Genomic DNA, 19359 nt, shown 5'->3' with positions numbered 1-19359 from the left:
CCGATCACTGTGGGAGCGGGCTTGCCCGCGATGAGGCCATGACAGCCACTGCATAATTTTCAGGCAAACAAAAAGGCCCCGAGGTTTTCACCTAGGGGCCTTTTGCATTGCAGCGAACGCTTACGCCGCTTTCGCTTCCGGCTGGCTCAGGGAGCGGTTCAGCGCGCTGAACAGGGCCTTGAAGCTCGCGGTGGTGATGTTTTCATCGATACCGACGCCATGCACCGCACGTTCACCGTTCACACGCAGTTCAATATAGGCCGCTGCCTTGGCATTGGTGCCCGCGCCGATCGCGTGTTCGTTGTAGTCCATGATTTCCACCGGAATCGGCAGGCCGGCCACCAGGGCTTCCAGCGCGCCATTGCCCTTGCCGCGCCAGTGCAGGTTGGTTTCGCCCTGGCCTTTACCCGAGACTTCCACTTCCACGGCACTGTGACCGTTCTCTTCCTGCAGGCGATGGCTGACCAGCGCATACGGGGTGTTGGCCTGCAAATACTCGCTGTGCAGCAAGGCGTGGATCTGTTGTGCGGTCATCTCCAGGCCGAGGCGATCGGTTTCACGCTGTACCACCTGGCTGAACTCGATCTGCATGCGACGCGGCAAGCTGATGCCGTATTCCTGTTCCAGCAAGTAGGCGATACCGCCCTTGCCCGACTGGCTGTTGACGCGGATCACCGCCTCGTAGCTGCGGCCGATGTCGGCCGGGTCGATCGGCAAGTACGGCACTTCCCACAGTTCGTCCGGTTTCTGCTGGGCGAAGCCCTTGCGGATCGCGTCCTGGTGGGAGCCGGAGAACGCGGTGTGAACCAGGTCGCCGACGTAGGGGTGACGTGGGTGCACCTGGATCTGGTTGCATTCTTCAACGACTTTGCGCACGCCGTCGATGTCGGAGAAGTCCAGCTCAGGGTGAATGCCCTGGGTGTAGAGGTTCAACGCCACGGTCACGAGATCAACGTTACCGGTACGCTCGCCGTTGCCGAACAGGCAGCCTTCGACACGGTCGGCGCCGGCCATCAGGCCCAGTTCGGTGGCCGCAACGCCTGTGCCACGGTCGTTGTGGGTGTGCAGGCTGATGATCACGCTGTCACGACGGTTGATGTGACGGCCGAACCATTCGATCTGGTCGGCGTAGATGTTCGGGGTCGCGCATTCGACGGTGGCCGGCAGGTTGAGGATCACCTTGTGCTCAGGCGTCGGGTTCCAGACTTCGATCACGGCGTCGCAGACTTCTTTGGCGAATTCCAATTCGGTCGCGCTGAAGGTTTCCGGCGAGTATTCGAAGGTCCACTGGGTGTTCGGCTGCTGGGCGGCGTATTTGACGAACAGCTTGGCCGCGTTCACGGCGATGGCTTTGACCCCTTCCTTGTCCTGGTTGAAGACAATGCGGCGGAAGGACGGGGAGGTCGCGTTGTACAGGTGAACGATGGCTTTCTTCGCCCCGCGCAGGGATTCGAAAGTGCGCTCGATCAGGTCTTCACGGCCCTGGGTCAGCACCTGAATGGTGGTGTCGTCCGGGATGTGGTTGCCTTCGATCAGGGTGCGCACGAAGTCGAAGTCGGTTTGGGAAGCGGCCGGGAACGACGCTTCGATCTCTTTCACACCGACCTGCACCAAAGTCTTCCAGAAACGCAGCTTCTTCACCGCGTCCATTGGTTCGATCAGCGACTGGTTGCCGTCACGAAGGTCGGAACTGCACCAGATCGGCGCTGCGGTGATCGTCTTCGATGGCCAGGTGCGGTCCGGGATGTCGATAGTCGGGAACGCGCGGTATTTCGAAGACGGGTCTTTGAGCATGCTCATCGGGAAATCCTTATTGTGTGGGCCGAAAAAAGGCGGCCTGCCGGTGGATCAATGTTCTTGGGGAAAAGCGTGGGGCGAGGCACCGCGATTCAGCCTGGCAGTCGTGCACTGACGAGGCACAGGCTGCGGTGCTGGCGAAGCTGAATGAGGGTGTGAGAGGTTTTCATGCCTTCAACCCTAACCGCCGTGATTGAGGATGGCAAGCAGTCGAAAAAAATTGAGAGGAATACTCGAATAGCGGGGGATATCGAGATTTTATTGCGGTGATGTAGGGTGATTGTGTTGATGTTTGCGCGAGGTTTGAAGGGTGCGCAATTGAAAGTTGGCGGCCTTGTCTTGGTGGCGGCAGCTATTCTTAAAGCCTCAACCAGACGACCGGAATGCAGGAGTCGGCAATGAACGAGTCGGATTGGAAGCTTTATAGTGCGTTGCGCCCGTTGGCCCATGAGCGGATGTGTATTCGGATCATGGAGGAAGTCGAGCGCACGGTGCTGGATAGAAGCCAAGCGCCTTATGATCGGATCGAAGCGAGCGAAGAGCTGCTCAAAGCCGGGCAAAAGGAGCTGTATTGGGCATTTGGCGTTTTCAGGTTCTCACGCCATGAGGCCCGCTCTCACTTGCTGGGGTTATGTGCCCGCGAGTTGATCACGGCTGAAGAATTGGCTGGCTTCTCGCAAGACACTCAAGCCTGGATCAACCATTGTCTGGCGGACCGGGAGGTCCATGGGATTGAGGATCTGGATGCTGAATAAGCCGCGACCTTGAGATCGCATTCGCGGGCAGCTTCGACAACTATTTATGGCTGGAACGCCCCAATAAAAATCGCCGGATCCACCCGCGCATCATTCAGGCTGACATTCCAGTGCATGTGCGGCCCGGTCGCCCGCCCGGTGGCGCCGACTTTCCCGACCACACCGCCACGCGCCAATTGCTGCCCCACCTTCACATCAATCTTCGACATGTGGCAGAACATGCTGATAAAGCCCTGCCCATGGTCGACAAACACCGTATTGCCATTAAAGAAGTAGTTGCCGATCAGGATCACCTTGCCCGCCGCCGGAGTCTTGATCGGTGTGCCGGCGCCCACGGCGAAATCCAGGCCCGAGTGGGGATTACGCTCTTCGCCATTAAAGAACCGGCGTACACCGAACTTGCTCGACAGGGGCCCGTTGACCGGTTTGTCCAGCAGCAGGTTGCTCGGGGTATTCGGACTGAACGTGCGGTAGGCGGCGATTTGCTCGGCCAGTTCACCTTCGATGCGTTTCAGGTTCTCCGGGTTCGGATTGACCTGCTGCGTGTTCTTCAGGGTGATGTGCTGTTCCGGGTACTTCTTGCTGCCGACCGTGAAACTCATCGTGCGACCGCCGCTGCTGACCTGCTGCGTACCCGGTTTAACCGTCAACGGTACGCCGACAATCGCCAGCCAATTGTTCTGTTCCTTGACCACCAGCACCGGCTTGCCTTGATAACTGGCTTTCGGCGCCTGGGCAGAAGCGCCCAGGTCCACCACGGCCACGCCACCCGGCACCGGTTTGTTCAAGAGGCGGGTGATGTAACTGTCGGCGTGAGCATTGAAGGTCAGGCACAGCAAGAGCAGCGAAGCTAAAAAACGCGGCATGGATCAATCCAGTAAAGAAAGGGTGACAGGCGTCAGGTGATTGTCTTCGACCCGAACGTGCAGCTCGCCGTCGCCGAGTTTGGCTTTGAGGCGCTGACCGGTGTGGGTTTGCCCGGCGCTGCGGATCGCGTTGCCACGCTCATCCAGCAGAATGCTGTAGCCACGGGCAAGGGTCGCGAGTGGGCTGACCACTTGCAGCGTCTGCACCTGACTTTGCAGTTGCAGGCGACGGGACTTGAGCCCTTCGCGCATGGCGCGCGGCAGGCGCTCGGCAAAGCTGTCGAGGCGCTGACGAAGCATCGCCAGTTGCCGCCCCGGATGCTGGCCGGCGAGGCGGGTTTCCAAGCGGATCAGCCGTTCGCGGCGGGTGTTGAGGCTGCGTTCGAAAGCGCGGCGCATGCGCATGTCCAGATCATCCAGGCGTTGCGCTTGCTGACGCAGACGTTCGCCGGGATGGCGCAGACGGCGGGACATGCCCTCCAGACGCAGCCGGTCGCGCATCAAACGGTCGCGGATACGCATCACCAGGCGCCGGTGCAGGCTTTCGACCCGGCGCACCAAGTCGCTGGAATCCGGCGCAAGCAATTCGGCGGCGGCGGAGGGCGTCGGGGCGCGGACGTCGGCGACGAAGTCACTGATCGAGACATCGGTTTCATGGCCGACGGCGCTGACAATCGGCGTCACGCAGGCATCCACGGCGCGGGCCACGGCTTCTTCGTTGAAACACCAGAGGTCTTCCAGCGAACCGCCGCCACGGGCGAGGATCAGCGCATCGAAACCGCGAGCGTCCGCCAGTTTCAGCGCACGGACAATCTGCGCGGTCGCCTCGCGGCCCTGAACAGCGGTCGGGATCAGCGTCAGCTGGACCTGCGGTGCGCGGCGGCGAAAGACGCTGATGATGTCGCGAATCACCGCGCCAGTCGGTGAACTGATGATGCCGATGCGCTGCGGATGCGCCGGCAACGGTACTTTGCGCTCGGCGCTGAACAGGCCTTCGGCGCTGAGTTTTTCCTTGAGTGCATCGAAGGCCAGACGCAGCGCACCGTCACCGGCCGGCTCCACGGTGTCGAGGATCAGCTGATAGTCGCCACGCCCCTCGAACAGCGAAACCTTGCCGCGCACCTTGACCGCCAAGCCGTCCTTCAGCGCCTGGCGAACCCGCGCCGCGTTCTGCCGGAACAGCGCGCAACGTACCTGGGCGCCGCTGTCCTTTAGGGTGAAATACACGTGGCCGGACGCCGGACGGGCGAGGTTGGAGATTTCGCCTTCGACCCAGATGTTGCTGAACACGTCTTCGAGCAACACCCGCGCGCGGCCGTTGAGCTGGCTGACAGTCAGGACTTCACGGTCCAGGCCGAGTCTTGCAAAGGGATCTTTAATCATGGGGCGCAGTTTAAAGGCATTCGCCGAACAATCTCCATGATCCCGCGAAAATCCCCTTGCAGGTGTTGATGAAGTGTTGGACCAGCGCCGTTGGATTCTGCCGGCAGGCGAGGGCGACGGTGCTGTGGCCATCCGGATCGGCCAGGGGCAGGAAGTGGATGTCGGGTGGCGCGATCTCTTGCATCGATTCCGGCAGCAGGGCAATGCCGAACCCGGCCTGGATCAATTGCAGTTGCGTGGTTTTGCGCGACACCACCCGAGCCGCCTTGGGAAAGAAGCCTTGGCGCATGCACAACTGCGCAGACAGATAACTCAAGCCGCCACGCTGAGGATGAGGAATGGAGATAAACGCTTCATCCTTTAACTGCGCCAGATCGATGCCTTGCCCTGAGTTATCCACAGCCAGTCGATGATTCGGCGGCACGGCCAGCAACAAACGTTCGCTATATAAAGGAACAATCTGCACGCCTTCACGCTGGCGCAGCACCGGCAAACGCAGCAGGCCGACATCCAGGCGATTGTCGGCCAACGCTTCAAGTTGCGCTTCGGACGACAGCTTGACGATGTCCATGGACACGCCGACATGCTGATCCAGATAGTCGCTGATGCCTCCCAGCAAACGCCCACTCATGGGCACGGTGCTGGAATGGCTGAGGCGCAAAGTACCGAGTTCTCCATTGCCGACCTGGGTGGCCATCTCGCTGGCTTTGGTCAGTTCGTTCAACAGGTTTCTGGCCCGGGGCAGGAAGGCTTCACCGGCCGCCGTCAGTCGGGGCAGGCGTGCAGTGCGTTCGAACAACGGCGTTTGCAGCCGGGTTTCCATGTCCTTGATTTGCCGGCTCAGGGCCGACTGAGCAATGAACAGTCGTTCGGCCGCGGCGCTGAAACTCCCGCAGTCGGCGATTTCCACGAAGTAACGCAATTGGCGGGTAGAAAGCACCAGGCATGCCTTTTTGAGATGGGTGGGTGGCTTTGAAGATATTAGTCGCAACGCTCGGCACTGGCTAAAGTCATCCCAGGTATTCAAGGAAGCGCTGCAAATGAATGTGCTTGAGTTGTTGAGCCAATGGCCATTCGGCGCCACGGATTGGCTGGTGATCGGATTGGGCGTTGCCCTGGCCTATATCGTGTTTGGTATAGCCGGGTTTGGCACCGCGCTGGTGGCGGGGCCAATTCTGATTCTGTTCATGCCGCTGTCGAAGATTGTGCCGTTGCTGGTGCTGCTGGATTTCGTCGCAGCCTTTGGCAATCTGCTGCCGTCGCGACGGGATGTGGCGAAACCCGAGTTGCTGCGGCTGCTGCCCTGCATGGCGGTGGGCTGCACGTTGGGGGTGATCTTTCTGCTGAACCTCAAATCCGATGTGTTGTTGCTGTTGATGGGGGTGTTCATCAGCGCCTATGCGATTTACAGCCTGTGGGTCAAAACCCGGCCGACGCAATTGTCCGCCGGTTGGGCCGTGCCGATGGGGACGGTGGGCGGGCTGTTCGGGGCGCTATTTGGCAGTGGCGGCTTTTTATATGCGATCTATTTGAACAGCCGGTTGCCGAAAGAGGCAGCACGGGCGACCCAGAGCGCTCTGATCAGTTGCAGCACCGTGGTGCGCTTGAGCCTGTTTGCCGTCGCAGGTGTCTATGCCGAGCTACCCTTATTGATATTGGCCATGTGTTTGTTGCCGGCCATGGCATTGGGGCTGTGGATCGGGCGGCGATTGACCATGAGATTGTCCCGCGAGGCGTTTGTGCGGCTGGTGACCTGGTTGGTGCTGGCCAGCGGGATTGCCTTGATTGGGCGTTATTTGAGTACTTGACCGGATTTCGTCAGGGATTAAGCTGCCGGCCGTTCCGACGCCTTCGCGGGCAAGCCTCGCTTCTACAGGATTTATGTCGTTCGCAAACTTTTCCTGTAGGAGCGAGGCTTGCCCGCGAAGGCTTCAGTAAGAACACCGCAGAAACATCCAATTGACGCAGTAGGCTTGCACCATGAACTCGCAAAGCATCATCGTCCCGAAGATCTCCACGCTGCCGGTCCACGAACCCCGGGCCCGGGCGGTCGTGCGCTGGCTGGTGCGCAAGAACATCATCAAGGAAGAGCTGACCACCTGTGGCCGCACCGGTAGCCGCATGGGCCACGCCATCGCAGACGGTGCCCGCGCCGTGGTGTTGCACCCGCAAGCGCTGCCGTTCGGCGAGCCGATCAATGGCCTGGAAATCGTCACCAAGCGCTGCATCTACACGCCGGCCAAGGGTTTTCTCGAGGAGGCGGGATGCGCCGAGTGCCGCAAGGAAGTCGGCGAAGCGCTGTTCGAAAGCCTGGAAGACTGGATGCCGGGGCGCACCGATAACTTCACCTGCCCGGAATGCGGGCATGAAGACGACATCAATGGCTTTCTTTTCCTGCAGGAATGCGGTTTTTCCAACCTGGGGTTCATCTTTAACAACTGGGCTGAGGCCGGGTTCAAGCAGAGCTTCATCGATGAGTTTGCCGATTGGCTGGATCAGCCTGTCAGTTGGGTCAAAGTCGAGTTGTAGGAAGCGACAATCCCCGTATATCAGTAATGCTAATAATAGACAGAGTTTTACATTGAACCCGAGGGGGTGTCTGACTATAATGGCGCGCTTCCATTTTCCCGCTCGGGAGCCCCCGCGATGCTGCGTATCAGCCAAGAAGCTCTGACATTCGACGACATTCTCCTAGTGCCTGGTTATTCCGAGGTGCTTCCTAACGAAGTCAGTCTCAAGACCCGCCTAACCCGTGGCATCGAGCTGAATATTCCCCTGGTTTCTGCCGCCATGGACACCGTCACTGAAGCCCGTCTGGCAATCGCCATGGCTCAGGAAGGTGGCATCGGCATCATCCACAAGAACATGACCATCGAGCAGCAAGCTGCCGAAGTGCGCAAGGTCAAGCGTTACGAGGCCGGTGTGGTCAAGGACCCGATCACTATCGAGGCCGACGCCACGGTTCGTGAGCTGTTCGAACTGACCCGTCAGCACAACATCTCCGGTGTTCCGGTTTTGCACAATGGCGATCTGGTCGGCATCGTCACTTCCCGTGACGTGCGTTTCGAAAATCGTCTGGAAGCCACTGTCCGCGAAGTGATGACGCCGAAAGAGCGTCTGGTCACGGTCAAGGAAGGCGCCGACAAGAACGACGTTCGCGAGCTGTTGCACAAACACCGCATCGAACGCGTGTTGATCGTCGACGACAAATTTGCCCTCAAAGGCATGATGACCGTCAACGACATCGAAAAAGCCAAGGCTTACCCGCTGGCCAGCAAGGACGATCAAGGTCGTCTGCGTGTTGGCGCTGCCGTCGGCACCGGTAAAGACACCGGTGATCGCGTAGCTGCCCTGGTCAACGCCGGCGTTGACGTGGTGGTGGTCGACACCGCACACGGTCACTCCAAAGGCGTAATCGACCGCGTTCGCTGGGTCAAACAGAATTTCCCTGAAGTGCAGGTCATCGGCGGCAACATCGCCACCGGCGCTGCCGCCAAGGCTCTGGCCGAAGCCGGCGCTGATGCGGTCAAGGTCGGTATCGGCCCAGGCTCGATCTGCACCACCCGTATCGTCGCCGGTGTCGGCGTCCCGCAAATCAGTGCCATCGCCAACGTCGCCGCTGCCCTTGAAGGCACAGGCGTTCCGTTGATCGCCGACGGCGGCATCCGTTTCTCCGGTGACCTGTCCAAGGCCATCGTAGCCGGTGCTTCCTGCGTGATGATGGGCTCGATGTTCGCCGGTACTGAAGAAGCGCCGGGCGAGATCGAACTGTTCCAGGGTCGTTCGTACAAGGCTTACCGCGGCATGGGTTCGCTGGGCGCCATGTCCCAGGCTCAAGGTTCCTCCGACCGTTACTTCCAGGACTCCTCGGCAGGCGCCGAGAAACTGGTTCCGGAAGGCATCGAAGGGCGTGTCCCGTACAAGGGCAGCCTGAGCGCCATCATCCATCAACTGATGGGCGGCCTGCGTTCCTCGATGGGCTACACCGGCAGTGCCGACATCGAAGAAATGCGCACCAAGCCTGAGTTCGTGCGGATCACCGGCGCTGGCATGGCCGAGTCCCACGTTCACGACGTACAGATCACCAAAGAAGCGCCAAACTACCGCGTAGGTTGAGGCTTCAAGCAAAACGTTTAGTAACCGGGGCTGTTTTATTCAGCCCCGAGTTGTTTCTGAATCACGACTGTTTCTGAATTATTTAGACGAGACTGAATCATGGCCCTCGACATTCACGCTCACCGCATCCTGATCCTCGATTTCGGTTCCCAGTACACCCAGCTGATTGCCCGCCGCGTGCGCGAAATCGGCGTGTACTGCGAACTGCATCCGTTCGATATGGATGAAGACGCGATTCGCGAATTCGCTCCAAAAGGCGTCATTCTCGCCGGCGGCCCCGAGTCCGTGCACGAAGCCAACAGCCCTCGCTGCCCGCAAGCGGTGTTTGACCTGGGCGTTCCGGTCTTCGGTATCTGCTACGGCATGCAGACCATGGCAGAACAGCTGGGTGGCAAGGTTGAAGGTTCCGAACTGCGTGAGTTCGGTTACGCCCGTGTCGACGTGGTCGGCAAGAGCCGCCTGCTCGATGGCATCGAAGACCACATCGACGCTGACGGCCTGTTCGGCCTCGACGTGTGGATGAGCCACGGTGACAAGGTCACCAAGATGCCGCAGGAATTCCACATCCTGGCCAGCACCCCGAGCTGCCCGATCGCCGGCATGTTCGACGACGCTCGCGGCTACTACGGCGTGCAGTTCCACCCGGAAGTGACCCACACCAAGCAGGGCGGTCGCATCCTGTCGCGCTTCATCCTCGACATCTGTGGCTGCGAAGCCCTGTGGACGCCGTCGAAGATTGCTGAAGACGCTATCGCCAACGTTCGCGCCCAGGTCGGCACGGACAACGTGCTGCTCGGCCTGTCCGGCGGCGTTGACTCCTCGGTAGTTGCCGCGCTGCTGCACAAAGCCATTGGCGACCAGCTGACCTGCGTTTTCGTCGACAACGGCCTGCTGCGTCTGCACGAAGGTGAGCAAGTGATGGCCATGTTCGCCGAGAACATGGGCGTCAAGGTGATCCGCGCCAACGCTGAAGACCAGTTCCTGAACAACCTGGCCGGCGAGTCCGACCCAGAGAAGAAACGCAAGATCATCGGTCGTACCTTCATCGACGTCTTCGATGCCCAGTCCAACAAACTGGACAACATCAAGTACCTCGCCCAAGGCACCATCTACCCGGACGTGATCGAGTCGGCTGGCGCCAAAAGCGGCAAGGCTCACGTGATCAAGTCGCACCACAACGTGGGTGGCCTGCCGGAAGAAATGAACCTCAAGCTGGTTGAACCCCTGCGCGAGCTGTTCAAGGACGAAGTCCGTCGTCTGGGCCTGGAGCTCGGCCTGCCGTACGACATGGTCTACCGTCACCCGTTCCCGGGCCCGGGCCTGGGCGTGCGGATCCTCGGTGAAGTGAAGAAGGAATACGCCGACCTGCTGCGTCGCGCCGACCACATCTTCATCGAAGAACTGCGCAAGGCCGACTGGTACCACAAAGTCAGCCAGGCCTTCGTGGTGTTCCAGCCGGTGAAATCGGTTGGCGTGGTCGGTGACGGCCGTCGTTACGCCTGGGTCGTGGCCCTGCGTGCGGTGGAAACCATCGACTTCATGACCGCGCGTTGGGCACACCTGCCTTACGAACTGCTGGAAACCGTCAGCGGCCGGATCATCAACGAAATCGAAGGCATCTCCCGCGTCACCTACGACGTGTCGAGCAAGCCGCCAGCGACGATTGAGTGGGAATGATCCCGGTCTCAACTGATCGTCCGTAACACCTGAAAGGCCCCGTGAGCGCAAGTTCACGGGGCCTTTTTGCGATCAGGCCACTACAGCGGGCAGGCGCCCTTCAAGGGTCAGGCCCATGCGGTTGAGTGCGTGGACAAGGTTGATCAGATTCGCGTAGGTGATCTGATGCACGGCAGTCCAGGCTGGACGGTTAATCAGAAAGCCGCCATCCATCGTTCGCTCAATCATCGTTCGCACAATCTGGTTGGTCCGGCTGCGATGAATCAGCGTCAACGTGTCCTCCGAATTTTCAATGGTGAACATACCTTGGCGGAACAGCAGCTCATTGATTTGCTCGGGCGATCGCTGAATGACCTGAGTCGGCATCTGCAGGCTGATGTCGGCATACAGGGTGTCGACATTGCCACTCATCTGGGGCGCGGCCTCTGTAACTTCACGGCCGACTTCGATGCCATGGTCGATGTCGAGGTGCAGACTCTGTTCAGGGCCCACTTCTTCGATTCGTAGACCGATACCTCCCTCGGTTTCGCTGATGCCGGCCATTCCCCTGAACGTGTTTGTACTCTCCTGTTCGGTGAGCACCACCCATTTTCCGCCGCCATTGCGGGCTTGAGTGGCCTGCATGATGGTATGGGTGAAGTAGGTCCTGACAGATTGCCGTGAGATGGCGCGGAAGTTCGGGTCTGTGTAGCGATAGCTGGCCAGGCAATCGGTGGCCTGGATTCGAATGCCGTTCTGTTGGGCCGTCCTGACGACTTCAAGGGGGGTGAACTGTCCCGCAGGATCGCCTGGCAGTTTTTGCAGGTACTTCTTCAGCATGCCATGCATGTCGCCGGTTTCGGCGAAGTCGTTCAGGTCGACTTGATTGAAGTCGTTGAGCAGGCGATGCATGTAGATCGTCTTGACGCCTTGTTTCGCCAGCGTCGGCATGTTTTCGATCAGGAACCGCATGCTGGCAATGCGATCCTGACTTTCACCGACTACCAGGCCGGGCGCAGCGTTGAATATGTCCTCGATGAGTTCTGTAACGGTGGTGGAGGGTGTGATGACGGGCTGAACCGGCCGAGCGGGCAACGAGGCAAAAAAGTCCTTGGGGATCTGGAATCCGATTGCATCCCTGATCAGGACCGCTCGACGCCCGGCGACATACTCTTCATAGGGGGTGATCCCTGTGATGCCCCTGCCGGGCGTGGCGACGACTTTTATATGTGTTTCGGGCTTTCCCAGGGCCAGAAAGTTCAGCGAACGTCCATTCGGAGCGTCGTATCTCGTCAAATGCCTGAAAAAATCAGACCTTGGTCGGGCATGAGTCGTCGGCCTGGAAGGACCGGGAACGGGAGCGGGCTTGCTGAGGCCTTTGCCGCCGCCTTTCAATCCGGCTTTCGGCGCCAGCTCCCATTCGCCCTCGCCATTCAGGCGCACGGGAATTGATCCCGTGGAGGCATGCGGGTTGGCCGGGTCAATGATCGCCCACGTACCGCTACCATTGAGGTCGGCTTCGTAGCGAACGTAGTAAGCCTGATCGTTCATCATGATGGCGGTGGAAGGGTTTGAGTCCAGCGAGTAGATACCCCGAAATTTTCCGCTCGTGGCCACAGGGTAGTTTTCGAGGATTTCATTGCATTGCCAGTGCTCTGGCACTTCAAAGGCTTGCGCGGTTTCATCTGGCAGGGTAGGCAACACACCCGGTTGCAGGGGACCTTCCTCTGATTCTGCGGACGCCTGATGGTCTTGGGTGGCGACGGTTTCTTCCGGATCGAGCCTCTTGTTCAAGTCCGCCATCTCGGCCGCTTCAGCCGCCTCAGCGGCGGCCCCGGCTTCATCCAATACGTTGACCTCCTTGAGCAGCGGAATATTGAACAGGGCATTGATGCCATCGAGCACCGCGCCGATGACGCCGGCCTTGCGCTGCGCCGCCGTTTTGCCATTGACCGCCTTGTCGATGTTCAAGCCCATGGCGGCGATGCTGGCGCCGATCACCGGCAACGCGATTGGCCAGCCCAGAACCGCCAAGGGGCCAAAAACATGCAGGCCGGCCGTCAGGTAACCCAACCAAAGTTGTTTGCGCATTTCTCCGTGGGTCACCAGCGTCAGATCCGCCTCTTCCAGCATCGTGCTCTGGACCGCCCGGCTTTGCCAGGTGAAGGCATCGCCGCTGATCGTGATGTTTTTCTGATTGATCAAGTGGTGGTCGTACTTTCCCCAGGTACCGACCAACTGGTTCATCAGCGGGGTGATGTTGTCGTGGACTTCCTTGCGTACCGACAACGGGAAATGAGTCATGAACTCGGTGCGTGGCTGTTCTTCATTCATTTGCAGCAACAGCCACCAGTGCATGTCCGTCAGTGTCGGATGCACGTGGAAGGCCTGTGCGGCGCCGGGAACGTAAGTGATCTGCCGACCGTTGCGGTCAACGATGCGCAGAATATCGGTGGCGACATGCCCTGCAACATCCAGCGCGCAGACACGAAGATCCGCAGGCGAAGTGGTTTGGGACTGTAGGGTCGCCAGGGAGATCGGCCAAGCCGCGCCGCCGGCGACGGCCCTTACGACGGTCTGAAAATCCTCCTCTTCCAGTTGACCGTTTTGCCGCGCCTCGACGGCTTTGCTGAGGTAGTTACATTTGGCCAGGGTCCGGAAGTCATCGAAATGAGTGGCCCAGAACGCGTTCAGTTTATTCAGGTAGCGTTCACTGAGGTTCTTGTCCCACAGGTCCGTCAGGACCTTGCTGGGGTACATCCGCACTTCATTGGTTTCATTGAAAATGCTGGCGCTTGCATCTGCCGTGTAAAACCCGCCGTTACTGTTCAGTTCGAGGGCGTCGTCTTGATCGGTGACGCGGTATCCCTGAATGACCAGTTGCGTCAGGGTCAATGATTCACAGGGTTTGGGGGCGTGCTCCCAACTCAGAAAGGCCTTGGTACTGCTGGCCGAGACGTTATCGAACCGGTGCCACCAGACCTGATCCGGGTCCAGGCCGGTGATGCCATGTTTTTGCAGGATTTCGCTGGCGACCGCGTGGGCTTCTTCCTTCAAGCCCGGGCAGGCTGTCACAACGGCGGGGGCAATGGATTTCAGCTGCTCCTTGTCGGCAGCATTGGGTAACGCTTCGGTACTCTGATCAACAGGCATGCTCTCGCTCCTTGAGAAATGGGTCGTGAGGATGACCCGTTTGCTCTAGGCAAGTGCACTACATAGTTATGCCCACATGCCTTTCGTGACCGTGTAGGGTCAGCGCCGTGCCACATCCGAAAAGTAGAACTTGTCGAGGGTATGCCGTGATTCGGTGTACTCGAACTGCCGGCCGTCCTGCAGGAAAGTCTGGTTGCTGACCACGATCACATGGCTCTGACCGTCGAGGTCGAGGTGATGTTGGTCGTCCTTACTGCGGGGGACCGCTTCGATGGTGCGCTGGGCGTAGGCGATTTGCAGTTGCAGGGTCTGTTCGATGAAGGCGTAGATCGACTGCTCGGCGATGTCGCGGGACAAACCGGGAATCACGTCGCTGACGAAATGGTTGATGTCGAGGATCACGCGTTTGCCGTCGATCCGCCGCACGCGCTTGATCCGCGTGATCAGGCTGCCTTCTTCTGCCTTGATGTGCTCGAGCAACTGGCCTTCGAGGGGAATTTGTGTGAATTCGACCACCTCGGTGCTGACGTCGTTGCCCAGGCGTGGATAAGTCTCCTGGAAGCTGACGATGCCGCCCAGCTGGAATTCGATCGGGTTGGTGGAGAGCACGAAGGTGCCTTTACCGTGGACTTTCTGGGCGAAACCACGCTCCTGCAATTGCTCGATGGCCTTACGCACGGTGCCGCGACTGGCCTGATAGCTGTCCATCAATTCGGTTTCGGAAGGCAACCGGGCGCCGCGTTCCAGACGTTCGGTCGTGATACTGGCAAGCAGATCGCTGTAGATCTGGCTGTATTTACTCATGGGGATGGCTCTGTGCCGCGATGTACTCAAGGTTTCGAACCTTAAGGGCAGGGTAGGGGTTTGTCCATGCGGCTTTAGGTTTCATCGTTTCGAGTGGTAGGAAAAATCGTCAGCGACTCGTTTCGGAATAAACAAAATCAAACTCGTCTGTACGAGTTGTTGCTTTAACTCGTACAGACGAGTACTTTTCGCTTCGGCGTGCTGCCAAAAACAAAAAACTACAGCGGAAGAAAAGCATGAGCCACGACTATCCGAACATCGCCAGCGAGCTGCTGCAAAGCCTCGGTGGCAGCGACAACCTCGAGCAGGCCGCGCACTGCGTCACACGTCTGCGCCTGGCCCTCAAGGATCCGGGGTTGGTCGACAGCGCCACGCTGAATCAGATCGACCTGGTGAAAGGCTCGTTCTTCACCGGGGGCCTGTTCCAGGTGGTCATCGGCCCCGGCGAGGTTGAAAAGGTTTATGCCGAACTGCGCCGTCAAACCGGTCTCGCAGCCTCAACCATCGCCGACGTTAAACAAAAAAGCGCCGACAAGATAAACGCGATGCAGCGTCTGGTGCGGGTGTTTTCCGACGTGTTCATGCCGATCCTGCCGGCGTTGATCATTGCGGGGCTGTTGATGGGCATCAACAACCTGATCGGCGCCAAGGGGATGTTCATCGAAGGCCAGACCCTGCTGGACGCCTACCCGAAACTCGACGGGCTCTGGAGCCTGATCAACCTGATGGCCAACACGTCTTTCGTGTTCCTGCCTGCACTGGTGGGCTGGTCGGCGGCCAAGCGCTTTGGTGGCAGCGAAATCCTCGGCATCGTGCTCGGCCTGATGCTGGTTCACCCGGACCTGCTCAACGCCTGGAACTACGGCAAAGCGGTGGCCGGGCTGGACGGACAAAGCCTGCCGTACTTCGACATCCTCGGGCTGTTCCAGATCGAGAAGGTCGGTTATCAGGGACAAATCCTGCCGATCCTGCTGGCGGCCTATGTCATGAGCGTCATCGAAAAATGGCTGCGGGCGCGGGTGCCAAACGCCGTGCAATTGCTGGTGGTGCCGATTACCACCATCGTGGTCACCGGCGTGTTGGCGTTGGCCGTGATCGGCCCGGTGACCCGGCATCTGGGGATTCTCATCACCGAAGGCGTGGTCATGCTGTTTGACCTCGCGCCGATGGTCGGCGGGGCGATTTTCGGGCTGCTCTACGCGCCGCTGGTGATCACCGGCATGCACCACATGTTCCTCGCGGTCGACTTGCAACTGATCTCCACCCAGGGCGGCACGTTCATCTGGCCGATGATCGTCATGTCCAACCTCGCCCAGGGCAGCGCGGCACTGGCGGTGTTCTACATGACCCGCAATGTGCGAGACAAAAGCATGGCCTCGACCTCGGCGATTTCCGCCTATTTTGGCATCACCGAGCCGGCCATGTTCGGGGTCAACCTGCGCTACAAGTTTCCGTTCTATGCGGCCCTGTGCGGCTCGGCGCTGGGTTGCATCTTCCTGTCGCTGAACAAGGTCCAGGCCTCGGCCATCGGTGTCGGTGGCTTGCCCGGTTTCATCTCGATCATTCCGCAGTTCATCCCGGTGTTCGTGATCGGGATGGTCATCGCCATGGTTGTGCCGTTTGTTCTGACCTGCGGGTTGAGCATGAAGATTGTCCGGCCGGGGTATCGGGTCGCTTGATAGATCGCATTCGCGGGCAAGCCGCGCTCCTACAGGTTACGCATTCCAATGTAGGAGCGAGGCTTGCCCGCGAAGGGGCCATAACGGTCACCGCATCAATTAATGGAAGGAATAGCGCCATGCAAGACTGGCAACGTTCGGTGATCTACCAGATCTACCCGAAGAGTTTTCACAGCCACGCCGGCAACCCCACGGGTGATTTGCTTGGCGTCGTGGCCAAGCTCGATTACCTGCAATGGCTGGGTGTCGATTGCCTGTGGATCACGCCGTTCCTGCGTTCGCCCCAGCGCGACAACGGTTATGACATCAGCGATTACTACGCCATCGACCCGAGCTACGGGACAATGGCCGATTGCGAGTTGCTGATTGCCGAGGCGGGCAAGCGCGGGATCAAGTTGATGCTCGATATCGTGGTCAACCACACCTCGATCGAACACGCCTGGTTCCAGCAGGCCCGTAGCAGCCTCGACAACCCGTACCGCGACTTTTACATCTGGCGCGATCAGCCAAACAACTGGGAATCCAAGTTCGGCGGTTCCGCTTGGGAATACGAGGCGCAGACCGGTCAGTACTTCCTGCACCTGTTCGATCACACCCAGGCCGACCTGAATTGGGACAACCCGAAGGTGCGCGCCGAAGTCTTCAAAATGATGCGTTTCTGGCGCGATAAAGGCGTGGGTGGTTTCCGTCTGGATGTGATCAACCTGATCTCCAAACCAGCGGACTTCCCTGAGGACAACACCGACGGTCGACGCTTCTACACCGACGGCCCCAACGTGCATGAGTACTTGCAGCAGATGCACCGGGAAGTCTTCGAAGGTCACGACCTGATCAATGTCGGCGAGATGTCGTCCACCCGTCTCGAACACTGCATTCGCTATTCGAAACCGGAATCGAAAGAACTGTCGATGACCTTCAACTTCCATCACCTGAAGGTCGATTACCCGAACCTGCAGAAGTGGATTCGTGCCGACTTCGACTTCCTGGAACTCAAGCGCATCCTCTCGGACTGGCAGACCGGCATGCAAGCTGGCGGCGGCTGGAACGCGCTGTTCTGGTGTAACCACGACCAACCGCGAGTGGTCTCGCGTTTTGGCCATGACGGCGAGCATCGTGTGGTGTCGGCGAAAATGCTTGGCACCGCGCTGCACTTCCTTCAGGGCACACCGTTTGTGTATCAGGGCGAAGAGCTGGGCATGACCAATCCAGGGTTTGATCACATCGATCAGTACCGCGATGTCGAAACGCTGAACATCTTCCGCCTAAAGCGTGAAGCCGGCGCGACCGATGCCGACAACATGGCGGCGATCATGCAGAAGTCCCGGGACAACGGCCGTACACCAATGCACTGGAACGCCGAGCCGAACGCAGGGTTCAGCGCTGCAGAACCCTGGATTGGCGTGCCGGCCAACGTGACGCAGATCAACGTTGCCACCCAGCTCGACGACCCGAACTCCGTGCTGCATCACTACCGTCAGTTGATTGCCCTGCGCCGCAGCGAAGCGCTGATGTCCGATGGCGTCTATCGGCAATTGCTGCCGGAGCACCCGCAAATCTGGGCGTATGTGCGTGAAGGTCATGGCGAGCGTTTGCTGATACTGAACAACTTCTACGGTACGCCGTGCGAAGTCGAACTGACGGATGACGTGATCAGCGAAGCGATGGCTCAACGCTTGGTGATCAGCAACTACCCGGACTGTCCGCCGCAAAACCGGCAGATTTCTTTAAGGCCCTATGAGTCGTTCGTTCTGCACCTGACCGACTGACCGACTACTAAAAAACACCGACTTTAAAAAACACGCAGAACGCTGCGCGGGGGAGTTTTGCGCGCCGAATTTGCGGAACAACACAATAAAAATAATGGGGTGGTTCTTGAAATCAACACTAAATCGCAGCCTTGCCGCTGCGAGCGTATGCCTGGCGTTGCCATTGTCGGCGCAGGCCCTGGAGTTCGGCGGTTATTTGCGCAGCGGCGTCGGGACATCGGTCAACAGTGGAAAACAGCAGTGTTTCCAACTGCCCGGTGCGCAGACCAAATACCGCTTGGGCAACGAATGCGAGCAGTACGCCGAACTCGAACTACGCCAGGACCTGTACACCCTGGACGATGGTTCGGTGCTGAGCGTCGACGGCATGGCGTCGCTGTATAACCAGTACGACAAGGACCTGACGTTCAACGGCGATAATGGCTCAGTACGCATGCCGCAGATTTACGCCCAGTGGTCGAACATGCCGAGCCTCAACGGCGGTTCGCTGTGGGCCGGGCGGCGTTACTACAAGCGGAACGACATCCACATTTCCGACTTCTACTACTGGAACCAGAGCGCCACGGGCGGTGGTATCGAGGACGTGCTGATCGGCGGTCTGAAATACAGCTATGCCCTCTCGCGCAAGGACAACCTGTACCAGAAGGACTACATCAACCGTCACGATTTCAACGTCGCCGGTTTCCACACCAACCCCGGTGGTGAACTGGAACTCGGGCTGAGCTACATCGACAAACCCGACAGCCGCGACGCACACCGCGGCTGGGCAATCACCGCACAGCATGTGCAAAAAGGTTTTCTGGGCGGCAAGAACAAACTGGCCTTCCAGTACGGCGAAGGCCCAGGTACTGGATTGGGGTATACCGGTAACGTAAAGCTGGACGACAGCAACAAAAGCTACCGGGTGGTGGAGTTCTTCGACTGGCAAGTGACGCCACGGTTTGGCGGGCAAGTCGAGGCGGTTTACCAGAAAGACATTCGCCAGGACGGGGCCGATCAGAACTGGATTTCCTTGGGGATTCGTCCGACTTACGCGCTCACCGAACAGTTCAAACTGGTGACCGAACTGGGTCACGATCAGGTTGAAGCCACAGGCGGCACGCGCAAGCTGAGCAAGTTCACCTTCGCCCCGACGTGGTCGCCCCAAGGCCCTGAATTCTGGACGCGGCCCGAGGTGCGTCTGTATTACACCTATGCCAGCTGGAACGAGGCGGCCAAACGGGCGGCCAATGAACTGGCGGCGGGTTCGGCGTTGTCCGATACCGGCGCCTTCGGCACGGCGCGGCACGGTGCGAATGTCGGATTGCAGGTCGAGTATTGGTGGAAATAAGCGATGCTGTCGGAGCCTCGCGCTCCATCGGCACTTCAAAGAACAAAACAGCAG

14 protein-coding genes are annotated in these 19359 nt (G+C 59.2%); 8 read left to right on the top strand and 6 right to left on the bottom strand.

Annotated elements, in window-relative coordinates; all coding sequences use genetic code 11:
• Window positions 1-120: 120 nt before the first annotated feature.
• On the bottom strand, window positions 121-1800 hold the full coding sequence (gene leuA / locus ACA075_RS24530; RefSeq protein ID WP_219094538.1) for a 2-isopropylmalate synthase: 1680 nt from the start codon (window positions 1798-1800) through the stop codon (window positions 121-123).
• 395 nt (window positions 1801-2195) lie between these two features.
• Here leuA and ACA075_RS24525 point away from each other — a divergent pair, with 395 nt between their 5' ends.
• On the top strand, window positions 2196-2552 hold the full coding sequence (locus ACA075_RS24525) for a hypothetical protein (protein ID WP_497295900.1): 357 nt from the start codon (window positions 2196-2198) through the stop codon (window positions 2550-2552).
• Window positions 2553-2596: 44 nt separating this feature from the next.
• On the opposite strand, the gene ACA075_RS24520 is transcribed toward ACA075_RS24525, so the two are convergent.
• Genes ACA075_RS24520 through ACA075_RS24510 form a run of 3 tightly spaced genes read right to left on the bottom strand, consistent with a single transcriptional unit; the run spans window position 2597 to window position 5741 of the window.
• Window positions 2597-3418, bottom strand: coding sequence for a peptidoglycan DD-metalloendopeptidase family protein (locus ACA075_RS24520; RefSeq protein WP_094470815.1), 822 nt, complete (start codon window positions 3416-3418; stop codon window positions 2597-2599).
• Between the two features lie 3 nt (window positions 3419-3421).
• The gene (gene xseA / locus ACA075_RS24515; protein WP_219094539.1) at window positions 3422-4801 is read right to left on the bottom strand and encodes an exodeoxyribonuclease VII large subunit; all 1380 of its coding nucleotides are present in this window, start codon (window positions 4799-4801) and stop codon (window positions 3422-3424) included.
• A gap of 10 nt (window positions 4802-4811) precedes the next feature.
• On the bottom strand, window positions 4812-5741 hold the full coding sequence (locus tag ACA075_RS24510; protein ID WP_497295898.1) for a LysR family transcriptional regulator: 930 nt from the start codon (window positions 5739-5741) through the stop codon (window positions 4812-4814).
• 100 nt (window positions 5742-5841) lie between these two features.
• Between ACA075_RS24510 and ACA075_RS24505 the strand changes: the two genes are divergently transcribed.
• The 4 genes from ACA075_RS24505 (at window position 5842) to guaA (ending at window position 10594) form a co-directional block, all read left to right on the top strand.
• Window positions 5842-6609, top strand: a complete 768-nt coding sequence (locus ACA075_RS24505) for a sulfite exporter TauE/SafE family protein (protein WP_497295896.1) — start codon at window positions 5842-5844, stop codon at window positions 6607-6609.
• 172 nt (window positions 6610-6781) lie between these two features.
• Window positions 6782-7330, top strand: coding sequence for a sugar ABC transporter ATPase (locus ACA075_RS24500; RefSeq protein WP_497295894.1), 549 nt, complete (start codon window positions 6782-6784; stop codon window positions 7328-7330).
• Window positions 7331-7447: 117 nt separating this feature from the next.
• Window positions 7448-8917, top strand: a complete 1470-nt coding sequence (guaB, locus tag ACA075_RS24495) for an IMP dehydrogenase (RefSeq protein ID WP_109634587.1) — start codon at window positions 7448-7450, stop codon at window positions 8915-8917.
• A 99-nt stretch (window positions 8918-9016) separates the two neighbouring features.
• Entirely contained in the window at window positions 9017-10594 is a 1578-nt protein-coding gene (guaA, locus tag ACA075_RS24490) for a glutamine-hydrolyzing GMP synthase (RefSeq protein WP_150710045.1), read from the top strand.
• Between the two features lie 72 nt (window positions 10595-10666).
• On the opposite strand, the gene ACA075_RS24485 is transcribed toward guaA, so the two are convergent.
• Window positions 10667-13726 (bottom strand): membrane-targeted effector domain-containing toxin, encoded by a 3060-nt coding sequence (locus ACA075_RS24485; protein WP_497295892.1) that lies wholly within the window; start codon window positions 13724-13726, stop codon window positions 10667-10669.
• Window positions 13727-13825: 99 nt separating this feature from the next.
• On the bottom strand, window positions 13826-14530 hold the full coding sequence (treR, locus tag ACA075_RS24480) for a trehalose operon repressor (protein ID WP_497295890.1): 705 nt from the start codon (window positions 14528-14530) through the stop codon (window positions 13826-13828).
• 236 nt (window positions 14531-14766) lie between these two features.
• On the opposite strand from treR, the gene treP reads away from it, so the two are divergent.
• From treP to ACA075_RS24465, 3 genes are all read left to right on the top strand, one after another.
• The gene (gene treP, locus ACA075_RS24475) at window positions 14767-16209 is read left to right on the top strand and encodes a PTS system trehalose-specific EIIBC component (protein WP_497295889.1); all 1443 of its coding nucleotides are present in this window, start codon (window positions 14767-14769) and stop codon (window positions 16207-16209) included.
• 119 nt (window positions 16210-16328) lie between these two features.
• Window positions 16329-17975 carry an alpha,alpha-phosphotrehalase gene (gene treC / locus ACA075_RS24470; RefSeq protein ID WP_497295888.1) on the top strand — a complete coding sequence of 549 codons (1647 nt, stop codon included), beginning with the start codon at window positions 16329-16331 and terminating at the stop codon, window positions 17973-17975.
• A gap of 106 nt (window positions 17976-18081) precedes the next feature.
• Window positions 18082-19305 carry a maltoporin gene (locus ACA075_RS24465; RefSeq protein WP_497295886.1) on the top strand — a complete coding sequence of 408 codons (1224 nt, stop codon included), beginning with the start codon at window positions 18082-18084 and terminating at the stop codon, window positions 19303-19305.
• Window positions 19306-19359 lie beyond the last annotated feature (54 nt).

The sequence above is a fragment of the Pseudomonas sp. LBUM1663 genome (genome assembly GCF_059695905.1).
The sequence above is the reverse complement of the archived record's forward strand: the minus strand, read 5'-3'. Positions and strand labels throughout refer to the sequence as shown.

Coding starts and splice junctions, on each gene's coding strand:
- ACA075_RS24520 (WP_094470815.1), bottom strand. CDS start 3,418: ATGCCGCGTTTTTTAGCTTCGCTGCTCTTGCTGTGCCTGACCTTCAAT.
- guaA (WP_150710045.1), top strand. CDS start 9,017: ATGGCCCTCGACATTCACGCTCACCGCATCCTGATCCTCGATTTCGGT.
- leuA (WP_219094538.1), bottom strand. CDS start 1,800: ATGAGCATGCTCAAAGACCCGTCTTCGAAATACCGCGCGTTCCCGACT.
- treC (WP_497295888.1), top strand. CDS start 16,329: ATGCAAGACTGGCAACGTTCGGTGATCTACCAGATCTACCCGAAGAGT.
- ACA075_RS24500 (WP_497295894.1), top strand. CDS start 6,782: ATGAACTCGCAAAGCATCATCGTCCCGAAGATCTCCACGCTGCCGGTC.
- ACA075_RS24525 (WP_497295900.1), top strand. CDS start 2,196: ATGAACGAGTCGGATTGGAAGCTTTATAGTGCGTTGCGCCCGTTGGCC.
- treP (WP_497295889.1), top strand. CDS start 14,767: ATGAGCCACGACTATCCGAACATCGCCAGCGAGCTGCTGCAAAGCCTC.
- treR (WP_497295890.1), bottom strand. CDS start 14,530: ATGAGTAAATACAGCCAGATCTACAGCGATCTGCTTGCCAGTATCACG.
- ACA075_RS24505 (WP_497295896.1), top strand. CDS start 5,842: ATGAATGTGCTTGAGTTGTTGAGCCAATGGCCATTCGGCGCCACGGAT.
- xseA (WP_219094539.1), bottom strand. CDS start 4,801: ATGATTAAAGATCCCTTTGCAAGACTCGGCCTGGACCGTGAAGTCCTG.
- ACA075_RS24485 (WP_497295892.1), bottom strand. CDS start 13,726: ATGCCTGTTGATCAGAGTACCGAAGCGTTACCCAATGCTGCCGACAAG.
- guaB (WP_109634587.1), top strand. CDS start 7,448: ATGCTGCGTATCAGCCAAGAAGCTCTGACATTCGACGACATTCTCCTA.